This is a genomic window from Halopseudomonas pachastrellae (genome assembly GCF_900114765.1).
GTDB classification, from domain to species: domain Bacteria; phylum Pseudomonadota; class Gammaproteobacteria; order Pseudomonadales; family Pseudomonadaceae; genus Halopseudomonas; species Halopseudomonas pachastrellae.
The window spans coordinates 67,162-80,354 of the sequence record NZ_FOUD01000021.1 but is presented as its reverse complement, the minus strand read 5'-3'; the positions used below and the strand labels follow the sequence as shown (position 1 = coordinate 80,354).

11 protein-coding genes are annotated in these 13,193 nt (G+C 61.3%); 4 read left to right on the top strand and 7 right to left on the bottom strand.

What is annotated here, in order from left to right; genetic code table 11:
- Nucleotides 1–129 precede the first annotated feature (129 nt).
- The 7 genes from BM116_RS15950 to pyrC all read right to left on the bottom strand — a co-directional run bounded on the left by BM116_RS15950 (nucleotide 130) and on the right by pyrC (nucleotide 9,362).
- Nucleotides 130–1,797, bottom strand: coding sequence for a bifunctional protein-serine/threonine kinase/phosphatase (locus BM116_RS15950; RefSeq protein ID WP_083726260.1), 1,668 nt, complete (start codon nucleotides 1,795–1,797; stop codon nucleotides 130–132).
- A 3-nt stretch (nucleotides 1,798–1,800) separates the two neighbouring features.
- Nucleotides 1,801–3,012 carry a nitrate/nitrite transporter gene (locus BM116_RS15945; RefSeq protein ID WP_083726262.1) on the bottom strand — a complete coding sequence of 404 codons (1,212 nt, stop codon included), beginning with the start codon at nucleotides 3,010–3,012 and terminating at the stop codon, nucleotides 1,801–1,803.
- A 206-nt stretch (nucleotides 3,013–3,218) separates the two neighbouring features.
- Nucleotides 3,219–3,647 (bottom strand): universal stress protein, encoded by a 429-nt coding sequence (locus BM116_RS15940; protein ID WP_083726264.1) that lies wholly within the window; start codon nucleotides 3,645–3,647, stop codon nucleotides 3,219–3,221.
- Nucleotides 3,648–3,649: 2 nt separating this feature from the next.
- Nucleotides 3,650–6,241, bottom strand: coding sequence for a TRAP transporter permease (locus tag BM116_RS15935; RefSeq protein WP_083726266.1), 2,592 nt, complete (start codon nucleotides 6,239–6,241; stop codon nucleotides 3,650–3,652).
- Nucleotides 6,242–6,394: 153 nt separating this feature from the next.
- Nucleotides 6,395–7,363, bottom strand: a complete 969-nt coding sequence (locus tag BM116_RS15930; RefSeq protein WP_083726268.1) for a TAXI family TRAP transporter solute-binding subunit — start codon at nucleotides 7,361–7,363, stop codon at nucleotides 6,395–6,397.
- 263 nt (nucleotides 7,364–7,626) lie between these two features.
- The gene (gene rnt, locus BM116_RS15925) at nucleotides 7,627–8,301 is read right to left on the bottom strand and encodes a ribonuclease T (protein ID WP_083726270.1); all 675 of its coding nucleotides are present in this window, start codon (nucleotides 8,299–8,301) and stop codon (nucleotides 7,627–7,629) included.
- Nucleotides 8,302–8,327: 26 nt separating this feature from the next.
- Nucleotides 8,328–9,362, bottom strand: coding sequence for a dihydroorotase (gene pyrC, locus BM116_RS15920; RefSeq protein WP_083726272.1), 1,035 nt, complete (start codon nucleotides 9,360–9,362; stop codon nucleotides 8,328–8,330).
- Between the two features lie 230 nt (nucleotides 9,363–9,592).
- Between pyrC and BM116_RS15915 the strand changes: the two genes are divergently transcribed.
- The 4 genes from BM116_RS15915 to BM116_RS15900 all read left to right on the top strand — a co-directional run bounded on the left by BM116_RS15915 (nucleotide 9,593) and on the right by BM116_RS15900 (nucleotide 13,192).
- Nucleotides 9,593–10,441, top strand: coding sequence for a flagellar protein MotY (locus BM116_RS15915; RefSeq protein ID WP_169847251.1), 849 nt, complete (start codon nucleotides 9,593–9,595; stop codon nucleotides 10,439–10,441).
- A 126-nt stretch (nucleotides 10,442–10,567) separates the two neighbouring features.
- Complete coding sequence (locus tag BM116_RS15910) at nucleotides 10,568–11,785, top strand: argininosuccinate synthase (RefSeq protein ID WP_083726276.1); 1,218 nt, start codon at nucleotides 10,568–10,570, stop codon at nucleotides 11,783–11,785.
- Nucleotides 11,786–11,908: 123 nt separating this feature from the next.
- Nucleotides 11,909–12,295, top strand: a complete 387-nt coding sequence (gloA, locus tag BM116_RS15905; RefSeq protein WP_083726278.1) for a lactoylglutathione lyase — start codon at nucleotides 11,909–11,911, stop codon at nucleotides 12,293–12,295.
- A gap of 36 nt (nucleotides 12,296–12,331) precedes the next feature.
- Nucleotides 12,332–13,192: a hypothetical protein gene (locus BM116_RS15900; protein ID WP_083726280.1), complete on the top strand. Its 861-nt coding sequence runs from the start codon at nucleotides 12,332–12,334 to the stop codon at nucleotides 13,190–13,192.
- Nucleotide 13,193 lies beyond the last annotated feature (1 nt).

Here is a 13,193-nt window from a genome sequence, read left to right as displayed (position 1 = left end):
CTCTTCTAAAGCAGATCTTATGCCATCTTTAGTTTGTCTTTTAAATCAGTGCCATGAAGCTGTTGTTTAATCCCGATTATAGGTATTGATGCACAAGCATGCAGCGTGAGCGCACCGGCTTGGGGCGCTTTACGAGGATAGCCACTGCACCAGCAGGACCATGTTGGCCACCAGAGAGGCGGCGGCGACCCAACGCCAGAAGAGCACGGGGTGCCGTTCCAGCAAGGGTTGGGAACGGCTGATCAAGGGGCGCTGCTCACCCTCATCCATTTCCAGCAGCCATTGCTCTGCCGTTTCCAGCCGTTTGCCGGGGTCGACAGCCACCGCGCGCAACAGCAGATCATCCAGCCAGGGTGGTATATCGGGGCGATAGCGACTGGCTGGCGTCGGCTGGTAGAACTGTGGCCGTTGAAATGCCTCGACTTCGCCGTAGGGGTAATGCCCGGTCAGCAGATAGTAGAGGGTCACGCCGCAGGCGTAGATGTCCTGCGCCGGGGTGGGGGCAGCGCCGCCGAGGGTTTCGGGTGCCATATAGCTGGGTGTACCAGCGGCGCTTACTCGGCTGGCGGTAGACAGGCCGGGGCAATAGCACAGGCCAAAGTCGAGCAGGCGCAGGCGCTCATCGTCGCCCAGCAGCAAATTATCCGGTTTGATGTCGCAGTGAATCAGGTTGCGCTGATGCAGCTTGCCTATCGCACGCAGCAACTGCGCGGCCAGGGTGCGACAGGCGGAGATGCTCAACAGCCCGTGTTGACGCTTGTGCTCTTCAAGCGTCTGCCCCGGGTACTCGCGCATCACGTAGTACAGGTGTCGACGCTGCGGCAGTGGATGGAGCTCAGGGACAAAGTCACCCGCGACGCGGCGCATGAACCATTCCTCCAGCACCAGTGCCTGGCGTGCAGCGTCATCGTTTTGCAAGGCCGGTGGCAGGGTTTTCAGCAGCCAGGTTTGCTGCAGCGGGTCGCGCACCCGGTAAACCATCGATTGACGCGATTCGGCGCGCAGGCCGACCAGATCCCAGCCCTCGAACGCCTTGCCTGCATGCAGACGCGGCGGCAGCGCACGTTCATCCAGCGGGGCCAGGGCTTCGCCCAGCGTGCCGTCGGGCAGTGCGTCAACTCTGACCAGAAGGGCGCTCGCGTTATCCTGGCTGCCCCGTTGCAAGGCGAGTTTGAGCAACTGCTGGCAGCGTTGTTCAAAGGGCGCCTGCAGCAGGCAGGCAAGAAGGTCTGCGTCATTCAGCGTCGCCCAGACGCCGTCGCTGACAATCAGCAGTTGATCGTGCAGGTGCAGGGCGCCGTCGCTGTAATCGATCAGCAGATGTTCGTCCAGGCCCATGGCCCGCTTGAGCACATGGTCCATGCCCGGATGCTCCCAGACGTGATCCTGGGTCAGCTTGCGCAGCTGGCCGTCGCGCAGCAGGTAGGCCCGGCAGTCACCGACATGGGCAAGGAAATAACGACGCCCGCGCAGCACCAGCGCGGTGAGCGTGGTCAGCAGGGGTTGGCCACCGCCATTGGCGCGCAGCCAGCGGTTGTGGGCCGTCAGCAGCCTGTCCAGCGCCTGAGGCACCGCCCAGGTTTCCGGTGTGGCGTAGTAGTCCAGCGCCAGCGCCTGCAGCGTGGCCTGGGCAGCCAGTGCACCGTCGGCGCATTGGCTGACGCCGTCGGCCAGCGCCAGCAGATGCCCCTTGCTGGCAGCCAGCTGGGCGGCTGGTGTGACCACCCGGATGGCGTCCTGATTGTGCTGGCGTGGCCCTGTATCGCTGGCTTCGCTGATACTCAGTTGCAGCGCCATGGCTCAGATCCGGGCAGAGGACAGGCTGGAGGAACCCCAGGTAGTGCGCCAGCGGCGCTTGACGTTGTACAACCCAACCCAGGCCAGCAGTCCCAGCAAGGCAAACAACCACAGGCCGAGCTGATAGTCGCCGGTGTGCTGCTTGATGGTGCCGAGTCCGGCGGCCAGGATAAATCCGCCAACACCGCCGGCCATGCCGATCAGCCCGGTCATGACGCCGATCTCGCGAAAGAAGCGCTGGGGAACCAGTTGAAAGACGGCTCCATTGCCGGTACCCAAGCCCAGCATGGCCGCGACGAAGAACGCCAGGGCGGCCCAAGAGCTGGGCAGATTGAAACCCACCACGGCAATGCAGACAGCAGCAATACCGTACATGTACAGCAGTGCGCGGATACCGCCAATGCGGTCGGCCAGGGCACCGCCAAGCGGGCGCATCAGGCTGCCAGCCATGACGCAGGCGGCGGTATAATAGCCAGCTGTCACCGGGTTCAACTCGTACTGGTCACTGAAGTAGCCGGGCAATGCGCTGGCCAGACCAATGAACCCGCCAAAGGTCACACTGTAGAAAAACATGAACCACCAGCTGTCGACGTCGCGCAGCGCGTGGGCATAGTCCGCCAGCGCCTTGGGGGCAGGGCGACTCGGCGCGTTGCGTGCCAGCAGCATAAAGACGATCAGAGTGATACTGAGTGGAATCAGCGCCAGGCCGAACACATTCTGCCAGCCAAACAGGTGGGCCAGCCCCGGGGCAAAAATGGCTGCCAGCACGGTGCCTGAATTACCTGCACCGGCGATACCCATCGCCTTGCCCTGGTGCTCCGGTGGATACCATTGGGAAGCAAGCGGCAAGGCAACAGCAAAAGAGGCGCCGGCAAAGCCCAGGCCCAGCCCCAGCATCAGAGTGTACTCGTAGCTGGTGACCCCTAACTGCCAGGCGGCAAGCAGGGTGACAATAACAACGGTCTGGCCAATGATGCCTGCGGTTTTGGGCGAGAGCCGATCCGCCATGAACCCCAGCAGCAGGCGCAACAGGGCGCCGGCAAGAATGGGTGTGGCCACCATGATGCCCCGTTCCTGTGCGCTCAGGTCCAAGTCGGTGGCAATCTGCACCGCAAGAGGGCCAAGCAGGTACCAGACCATGAAGCTCAGGTCGAAGTACAAAAAGGCAGAAAAGAGGGTTGGTGTGTGGCCGGCTTTCCAGAAACTGCTGTGCATGCTGTTGTCCTTTGCTCGCCGGAACGGGGCGCAGCGCCGCGTCCAGGCTGTGTTTCAGGCATAAAAAAAAGCGCCGCCCCCGGCAACCGACCTGAGTCGGGCTGGGGGAGACGCCATTGTCTATGTAACGGCCCTGTCACTGCGGCCGCCTGCCTGAGAGCAAGCAGGATACATGCCAGCCATCCGGGAGATTGCTGCCTGGCTTATCAGCGAACGATCATGACCGAGCGCCGAGACTGCTGCACGACGCGCAGCGCGTTGGTACCCAGCAGATAGTCTTCCAGCCGCTTGCGTTTGTGCGATGCCATGACGATCAGGTCAACATCGAGCTTCTTGGCGACACGCAGGATGGCCTCGTAGGCCTTACCGTCGGCCACGATGCGCTGCACCTTGACGCCCTTGGGTACCTGCTCCGCCACAAAGGCCTTGAGGTCACCGCTGATGGCTTTTTTTGCCTTCTCGGCGTACTCGCGGGGGAAGAATCCGCCCACCAGCGGCAACCCGAAGTCCGGCAGCACGGTGATGATGTGCAGAGAGGCGTTGTAGGTTTGGCAAAAGTTGAGCGCCGTGGGCAGTGCCTTGTCCCACGACTGTTTGTGGTTCAGATCAATTGGCAGCAGGATCTTGTTGTACATGCTCAGGCCCTCGCTTGTGCGCCATCGGCAGGCCGCCGACGCCATTGCAGTCCGATCACCAGCAGCAGCACCGCCAGGCCGGGTATCCACATCCATTCCTTGGCCCAGCGATCAACCGGGGCCAGGATTTCGACAATTTCCTGGTCAAAGTCAAAGCCCAGGTCAGCCGCTGGGCTGCCGTAGGTCACCATGTCGACAAGGGTGCGATCACCGTCCTGCATCAGCAGCAGGCCGAGTTTGTCCAGACGCTCGCTGCCGGAGCTGCCTTCGGGCACCGGCACCAGTACAAAGAAGGTGCGCGGCTGTCCGATATCGTCTTCGCCGTCGACCTGGATACGCAGATTGCTGCCGGCATCCACCCGCTCCAGTACCTGTTCAATTTGCGCTGGTGGCACGCTGCGATAGGGGTCGTGCACCATATCCATCCAGAAACCGGGGCGGAACAGGGTAAACGCGACCAGCAACAGCAGCAGACTCTCGTACCAGCGGCTTTTCACGACCAGCCAGCCCTGAGTCGCGGCGGCAAAGATCAGCATGGCCAGGGTCGCGACGGCAAAGATCAGCAAGCCATGCATAAAGTCGACATCGATCAGCAGCAGATCGGTGTTGAAGATAAACAGGAAGGGCAGAGCCGCTGTCCGCAGGCTGTAGTAGAACGCCTGAAAGCCGGTGCGGATCGGATCGCCGCCTGACACCGCTGCCGCAGCGAAGGAAGCCAGGCCGACGGGCGGGGTAACGTCCGCCATGATGCCGAAATAGAATACGAACAGATGCACGGCAATCAGCGGCACCAGCAAGCCGCTTTGCTGGCCCAGAGTGACGATCACCGGTGCCAGCAGCGCCGACACCACGATGTAGTTGGCGGTGGTCGGCAGGCCCATGCCCAGAATCAGGCTGAGCACGGCGGTCAGTACCAGCATCAGCAGCAGATTGCCCATCGACAGGATTTCGACCAGATCAGCCAGCACCAGGCCCACGCCGGTCTGCGAGACGGCGCCAACGATGATGCCGGCCGTCGCGGTGGCGATGCCGATACCGATCATGTTGCGCGCGCCTGCGATCAGGCCCTGCCAAAGGTCATCCAGGCCCTTAATGACGGCGGCGCCGGCCTCACCCTGACCACGGAACAGCGCCATCAGCGGGCGCTGGGTAATGATGATGACGATCATTAGCACCGTGGCCCAAAAGGCCGACAGGCCGGGCGACAGGCGCTCTACCATCAGACACCATATCAGCACGATCACCGGCAAAATAAAGTGTAGCCCTGACATGACGGTGGGCTTGGTCTGCGGCAGGCTGACGACCGGTGCGTCCGGGTCATCCATCTCCAGTTCGGGGTAGCGTGCCCCCACCTTCAGCAGGCCGATATACACCGCACCGAGCGCTGCGCCGATAACCCAGCCGGCGGCGTCACCAAGTAGTGGTTTTAGCCAGCCAAGGCCGTAGTAGACCGCGAAGGAAAGCGCCATCAGCAGAATCAGCCCGGTCATAAAACCGAGCACCTTACGCAGGAGCGGACGTTGCGGGTTGCTGCTTTGCAGGCCCTTCATGCCTGCCTTTACCGCCTCCAGGTGCACGATGTAGACCAGCGCGATATAGGAAATCAGCGCAGGCAAAAAGGCATGCTTGATCACCTCAACGTAGGAAATGCCTACGTACTCAACCATCAAAAAGGCTGCCGCACCCATGACTGGCGGCATGATCTGGCCGTTGACGGAGGAGGCGACTTCTACTGCGCCGGCCTTTTCGGCGGAGAACCCAACGCGTTTCATCATCGGAATGGTGAAGGTGCCGGTGGTAACCGTGTTAGCGATGGATGAGCCGGAAATAAGCCCGGTCATGCCGGAGGCGACTACGGCAGCTTTGGCGGGTCCGCCGCGGTAGTGGCCCAGCAGCGAAAACGCCACCTTGATGAAATAGTTGCCGGCACCGGCCTTGTCGAGCAGCGAGCCGAACAGCACGAACAGAAATACGAAGCTGGTAGAAACGCCCAAGGCGATACCAAATACGCCCTGGGTGGTCAGCCACTGATGGTTGATCAGCGATTCAAGGCTGACACCCCGGTGGGCCAAAATGCCGGGCATCCAGGGCCCGGCCATGGAATAGACGATAAATACCAGGGCCACGATCATCAGCGGCGGCCCAAGGGCGCGGCGGGTAGCCTCAAGCAGCAGCACCAGTCCGATGACGGCGACGATCACATCCTGGGTAATCGGACGCCCGGGTCGGGCAGCCAGATCGGTGTAAAAGATATACAGGTACGCGGCGCAAAACGCGGCTACAACGGCCAAAATCCAGTCAATGACGGGGATGTAGTCCCGCGGGGAGCGCTTGAACGCGGGGTAGGCCATAAAGCCCAGAAACACGGCGAATGCCAGGTGGATCGAGCGTGACTCGGTGCTGTTGAACACGCCGAAGCCCACCATGAAGGGTAGGGGCGAGGCGATCCACAACTGAAACAGCGACCAGGCCGCAGCTACGCTGAGCAGCAGCTTGCGCGCTGCGCCGGTTGGCTTGCGCGCACCGGTATCGCTGGTTGCTACCAGGTCTTCAAGTTCGGTATTCAGATCATTGGCGTCGCTTGTCTGGCTCATGGCTGCGCGCTTCTCCTGATTATTGGTGTTTTATCCTGTGGCAGCGCTGATAGTGCTGCCTGTGCAAGCGTCTCTTGTGGAGCCGCGATGCAATGCAAAAAGGGGACGCTAGAGCGAAAGCAAAAAGGGGCCTCAAAGGCCCCTTTTTGGTTGTTACATCCAGCCGCGTTCCTTGTAGTAGCGGATCGCGCCGTCGTGCAGCGGTGCGGACAGACCTTCCTTGATCATTTCCTCTTCCTTGAGGGTGGCGAAGGCCGGGTGCAGGCGCTTGAAGCGGTCGAAGTTCTCGAACACCGCCTTCACAGTCTGGTACACGGTTTCTTCGTCGGTCGCAGTGGAGGCAACCAGGGTGGCGCGCACACCAAAGGTTTCGGTGTCGTTATCGTTGCCGCGGTACAGGCCGCCGGGAATGATGGCCTTGGCGTAGTAGGGGCGCTCGCTGATCAGTTGATCAATTTCCGGGCCGGATACCGATACCAGGTTGGAGTCAACGGTGGTGGTTGCTTCCTGGATCGAACCGTTCGGGTGACCGACTACGTAAACCATGGCGTCAATGTTGTTGTCGCCCAGGGCCGCAGCCTGTTCGGCGGCGCCCAGCTCGGAGGCCAGTGCCAGATCATCGACAGTCCAGCCCAGCGCGCCCATCACCACATCCATGGTGTCACGCTGGCCCGAACCCGGGTTACCGATATTGACGCGCTTGCCCTTGAGGTCAGTGACGCTTGCAATGTCGGCGTCTTTACGTGCAACCACGGTCAGCGGTTCACCGTGCAGTGCAAACATGGCGCGCATGTCGCTGAATGCGCCATCGGCTTCAAAGCTCTGAACGCCTTCATAGGCCTTGTACTGGATGTCCGACTGCACAACACCCATGTTCATCTCGCCGCCGCGAATGGCGTTGACGTTGGCCACGGAGCCGCCGCTGGAGGGCGCGTTGCAGCGAATGCCGTGATCTGCGCTGTTGCGGTTGAGCAGCCGGCAGACCGACTGACCGACAACGTAATAAACGCCGGTCTGGCCACCGGTGCCGATGGTCACGAAGGTTTCTGCGGCGACTGGCGTGGCGCTGAGGGAAGCGTATCCGATGGTGGCTGAGAACAGCAGGGCAAGGGATTTGCGCATGTGAAATGACTCCTTTTTCTGATTATCAATGGTCCGGCCTCTGGGCGTAGACCACGCTACAGGCAGATAAATTCCGCAAAGCCCCAAGCGGGACGGGAACTGACCAGCACGTGTTAACAAATAGGCCTTGTCCTGCCGCACGGCCGAACAGGACTACCGTTGCAGTGTAGTGGATGATTTCACTGTCATTGTGACCATAACCCCAGCTTGCCACGCGGGCAAGCGTGCAGGGCTACGCAGGCAGGCTGTGGGCTGTCTGCCGGTTACTCGACTGGGGGCCAGCCACCCATTTCGCGCCAGCGGTTGACGATGGTGCAAAACAGATCTGCGGTTTTCTCCGTGTCGTAGCGCGCCGAGTGCGCTTCGCGGCCATCAAAATCGATGCCGGCTGCGCTGCAGGCCTTGGCCAGCACGGTCTGGCCGTACGCTAGGCCGCCGAGTGTGGCGGTATCAAAGCAGGAGAAGGGGTGGAAGGGGTTGCGTTTAAGGTCGGTACGCGCGACCGCCGCATTGAGAAAGCCGAGGTCAAAGAACGCGTTGTGGCCAACCAGCACCGCGCGCTTGCAGCCGGCCGATTTGATGGCCTTGCGGATCTGCTTGAAGATCTCGCCCAGCGCGTGCTCTTCGCTCACCGCCTGACGCAGCGGGTGATCGAGCTTGATGCCGGTAAATTCCAGCGCGGCGGCTTCGATATTCGCGCCCTCAAAGGGCTCGATACGGAAGAAACTGGTCTGGTCCGGGTAGACCAGGCCGTCGTCGTCCATGTTGATGGTGGTAGCGGCAATTTCCAGCAGGGCGTCGGTGGCTGCGTTGAAACCACCGGTTTCCACGTCCACCACAACCGGCAGGAAGCCCCGAAAACGGTATGCCAGAGGCGATTTGGCCTTGCCCGAGGTCACGGGATCGCGTTCTTCATCGTCAAAGTCGAACTCGCTCACGGTATTTCCTTAACGGTTGATGATTATCAGGCCAGACGCCAGTGGATGTGTTCGCCGGCACGCAGCGGGACCACGGCTTGGTCGCCGAAGGGCAGCTCTGCCGGTACCGCCCAGCTGTCACGCACCAGGGTGATGGTATCGGTGTTGCGTGGCAGGCCGTAGAAGTCCGGCCCGTGGAGGCTGGCAAAGCCTTCGAGCTTGTCCAGCGCGCCGAGTTCATCAAAGGTTTCGGCATACAGCTCGATGGCCGCGTGGGCGGTGTAGCAACCGGCACAGCCGCAGGCTGCTTCCTTGGCATGGCGTGCGTGTGGCGCAGAGTCGGTACCCAGGAAGAACTTGCCTGAGCCGGAAATGGCCGCTTCGCGCAGTGCCTGCTGGTGCGTCTGACGCTTGAGCACCGGCAGACAGAACAGGTGCGGGCGAATGCCGCCTACCAGCATGTGGTTGCGGTTGAACATCAGGTGGTGGGCGGTGATGGTCGCGGCAACGTTGTCGGACGCCTGCTGAACAAAGCTGACCGCATCGCCGGTGGTAATGTGCTCAAACACCACTTTGATGGTAGGGAAGCGCTCTACTACCTTGACCAGCTGCTGGTCGATAAAGGCTTTTTCCCGATCAAAGATATCTACCTCGGCGTGGGTGACCTCGCCGTGCACCAGCAGCAGCATGCCGACCTCGGCCATCGCTTCTAGCGCGGGGTAGATGTTTTCCAGCGCGGTGACGCCAGACTGCGAATTGGTGGTGGCGCCTGCCGGGTAGAGCTTGGCGGCGACGACCTGACCGCTGGCCTTGGCCTGGCGAATGACCTCAGGAGAGGTCTGATCGGTCAGGTACAGCACCATAAGCGGCTCAAACTGGGAACCGGCTGGACGGGCAGCGAGAATACGCTCACGGTAGCCTGCCGCCTCGGCCGCGTCGCGTACCGGCGGCACCAGATTGGGCATGATGATGGCGCGGCCAAAGCTGCGGGCGGCATCGGGCACCGTGTGTTGCAGCATGGCGCCGTCGCGCAGGTGAATATGCCAGTCATCCGGGCGGGTGAGCGTCAGGCGGTCAGTCATGGGGAAAATCCAGTGCTTGAGAATGGCGCAATGCTACCGCAAACGGCCCTTATTTGACACTCCGCAGCCTGAGGCGCCGCCGCCCCGGCGTGGGAGTCAGAGGCATGTGCTTTCAGGTGTATGACCTTGCCCGGTGTTTCCTAAAGTTTTTCATGCCCGTGCCGATGAGTCAGGCAAGAGAGATTGGCGCCCGAGCTGTATCGGAGCGTGGAATCAACGTGGAGACCCCGGTGACACGAGCCTACCTGACTGTTTTGCTGAGCGTGGCGCTGCCGGCCCAGGCGATGACCTTCCAGACCCGTATGGAAGATGTTCGATGGCAGGTGGAGGGGGATCAGTTTGCCTGCCGCTTGTCGCAGTCGGTGGAGGGCTACGGTGAGGCGACCTTTGTGCGCCGTGCCGGCGAGCGCCCGGCGTTTGAACTGACGGCCTGGGACAATCCGATGCGTCCGGGGCCTGCACAGGTATTTAACGAGCCGCCCCCGTGGCGCCCTGGCACGGCCACACAGCCTGTGGGGCAGGGCGTGGTTGCCAATGGCAGCCAGGCGATGTTGCTGCCCTACGAGCAGGCCGGGCGCATGCTGGCAGGCCTGGCCTCCGGGCTGCAGCCGACCATCATGCGCAGCAGCCTGGCTGGCGGCGAGTCGGTGCGGGTGGTGGTTTCCAGTGTCGGCTACCAGCAGGCCTGGAGTGACTATCAGGCTTGCGTCAGCAAGCTGCTGCCGATCAGTGCGGCGCAGGCCGAGCAGAGCACCATCAGCTTTCGCTCAGGTGGGAGCCTGCTGAGTGACGACGCCAAGAGCATGCTGGATGCCGTGCTGCAGTACATTCAGGCGGCGGATCAACTCAACGAGATTGTGCTCGACGGGCATTCGGACAATCAGGGCAACCGCCTGGATAACCGGGAACTGTCGCGCCAACGGGCGCTGGCGGTTCGTGATTATCTGATGGAAAAGGGGGTGGATGAGTCCTTGTTTAGCATGCGCTTTCATGGCGACCGCTATCCGATTGCCAGCAATCGCACTGCTGAAGGTCGTGCGGCCAACCGGCGGGTGATGCTGCGTCTGCAGTACAATTAGAAGGCCTTGTTACACCTCGATTGCCCCGACTCCCCTGTGATTCCCGCCTGCGTGGCGCTAGAATAGGCGCCTTTCGCCCGCTCCGTTCGGGGTGGCGGTTCAGTCTTGCTTTTAAGGGAGCACGAAATGGCAGAAGTCAAAAAAGTCGTCCTGGCCTATTCCGGCGGTCTGGATACCTCGGTCATCCTCAAGTGGCTGCAGGAAACCTATGACTGTGAAGTGGTCACCTTTACCGCTGACCTGGGTCAGGGTGAAGAAGTAGAACCGGCACGCGCCAAGGCCCAGGCCATGGGCGTCAAGGAAATCTACATCGACGACCTGCGCGAAGAATTTGTGCGCGACTTTGTGTTCCCGATGTTCCGCGCCAACACCGTATATGAAGGTGAGTACCTGCTGGGTACCTCCATCGCGCGTCCGCTGATCGCCAAGCGCCTGATTGAAATTGCCAACGAGACCGGCGGTGACGCCATCTCCCACGGTGCTACCGGCAAGGGTAACGACCAGGTTCGCTTTGAGCTGGGTGCCTACGCGCTGAAACCAGGCGTAAAAGTGATTGCGCCCTGGCGTGAATGGGACCTGCTGTCGCGCGAGAAGCTGATGGACTACGCCGAGAAGCACGGCATTCCGATTGAGCGCCACGGCAAGAAAAAGTCTCCCTACTCGATGGACGCCAACCTGCTGCACATCTCCTACGAAGGTGGCGTGCTGGAAGATACCTGGACCGAGCATGAAGAAGACATGTGGCGCTGGACCGTTTCGCCGGAAAGCGCACCTGACCAGGCCACCTACATTGAGCTGAGCTACCGCAATGGCGACATCGTTGCCATCGACGGTAAAGAAATGACCCCGGCTGAAGTGCTGACCTACCTGAACAAGGTTGGCGGTGCCAACGGTATCGGTCGTCTGGATATCGTTGAGAACCGCTTTGTCGGCATGAAGTCCCGCGGCTGCTACGAAACCCCCGGCGGCACCATCATGCTCAAGGGCCACCGCGCGATCGAGTCCATCACCCTGGACCGTGAAGTAGCCCACCTGAAAGACAGCCTGATGCCGAAGTACGCCGAACTGATCTACAACGGTTTCTGGTGGAGCCCCGAGCGCGTCATGCTGCAGGAAATGATCGACGCCTCTCAGGTTAACGTGAACGGTGTTGTGCGCCTGAAACTGTACAAGGGCAACGTCATTGTGGTTGGCCGCAAGTCTGACGACTCGCTGTTCGACGCCAACATCGCGACCTTTGAAGACGACGCTGGCGCCTACGATCAGGCCGATGCAGCTGGCTTCATCAAGCTGAATGCACTGCGCATGCGCATTGCTGCCGGCAAAGGCCGTAAGCTGCTCTAAGTCAGTTAAGGCTCGATCTAACGCCCGGTGAAAGCGATTTCACCGGGCGTTTTCGTTTTACAGTTGCGGGCGGAGCGGGGAAACCGGTAGCTTTGTCTATACATCCTCGCAAGGGCGCCGATCATGCAAATTCTGCACACCATGCTCCGTGTTGGAGACCTCGAAAAATCCATCGCCTTCTACACCGAAGTGCTCGGCATGACCCTGCTGCGCCGCAAGGACTACCCTGACGGCCGCTTTACCAATGCCTTTGTCGGTTATGGCAACGAGGCCGAACACGCGGTGCTGGAGCTGACCTGGAATTGGGATACCAGCAGCTATGATCTGGGCAGCGGATACGGCCACATCGCCATTGAAGTGCTGGATGTGTACCGCGCCTGCGAGCAGATTCGCGCGGCCGGGGGCAAGGTGGTACGCGAGGCCGGCCCGATGAAGCACGGCAGCCGCATCCTTGCCTTTGTCGAAGACCCGGACGGCTATCGTATCGAGCTACTGTCGGCCCGCGAGTAAGCCGGGTTTCTGCTTCGCACGGAAGGGAGGGCAGAGATGGCATTGACCCTGTTGGTTCTTCTGCTGGTACTGGTGCTGGTAGCCGGTGCCTGGCTGCGTGCACGCCAGCGCAAGCGCTGGCGCTACGCTGAAGAACGGCAGGTGGCCCTGGCGCAGATTCGCTTGCTGCGCCAATTGATCGAACAGGTTCAGCGCCACCGCGGGCTGTCCTACGGCGTGCAGTCGGGTGAGCGTTCGCTGGAGGCACGGCTCTGGTCGGTCAATCAGCAGGTTCGTCAGTTGTTCGAGCGTTGCCGGGTATACCAGCCGAGGCTGCACTGGCTGCCCAGCTGGCACCTTGCGCTGCAGCTGTGGGAGCGGGTCAATCAGCCCGACACAGCCGAGTCTCCCGAGCATTTGTTGAGCCTTCAAACAGACCTTGTTCAGGCCTTGCTGGACACCGTCAGCGCGCTGGCCGAGCGCTTTGATCTGGTGTGCCTTGGCCGTCTTGCGCCGCAGGCAGAGGGACAGTGGCTGGAGCTGCTGCACAATATCGAGCTGCTTGGGCAGTCCCGTGCCATCGGCACCGGTATTGCTGCCAACCGTCAGAACCTGACGGTGTGGCGCGAGCGCCTGGGGCAGCTTAGCCAGCAGATCAACGAACAATGCTATGCGGCCCTGGCCCGCCTAGTCTCGGACCCGGAGCTGCGGCCCGTGCTGAGCCAGCCGGTACGCGCCGCTGAAGAGTCGCTGGACAGTCTGCTGGAGACCATCTGTGAATTGCTCAAGGAGCAGTCCACAGCGGTCCACTCGGTAGACTATTTTCAGACCGCCACCCAGGCCATCAGCGCCCAACTGTTGCTGGTCGACCTGCTGCTGCAGCGCCTGGAGCGCCGCCAGGCCAGCGCTCCAGTCTGAC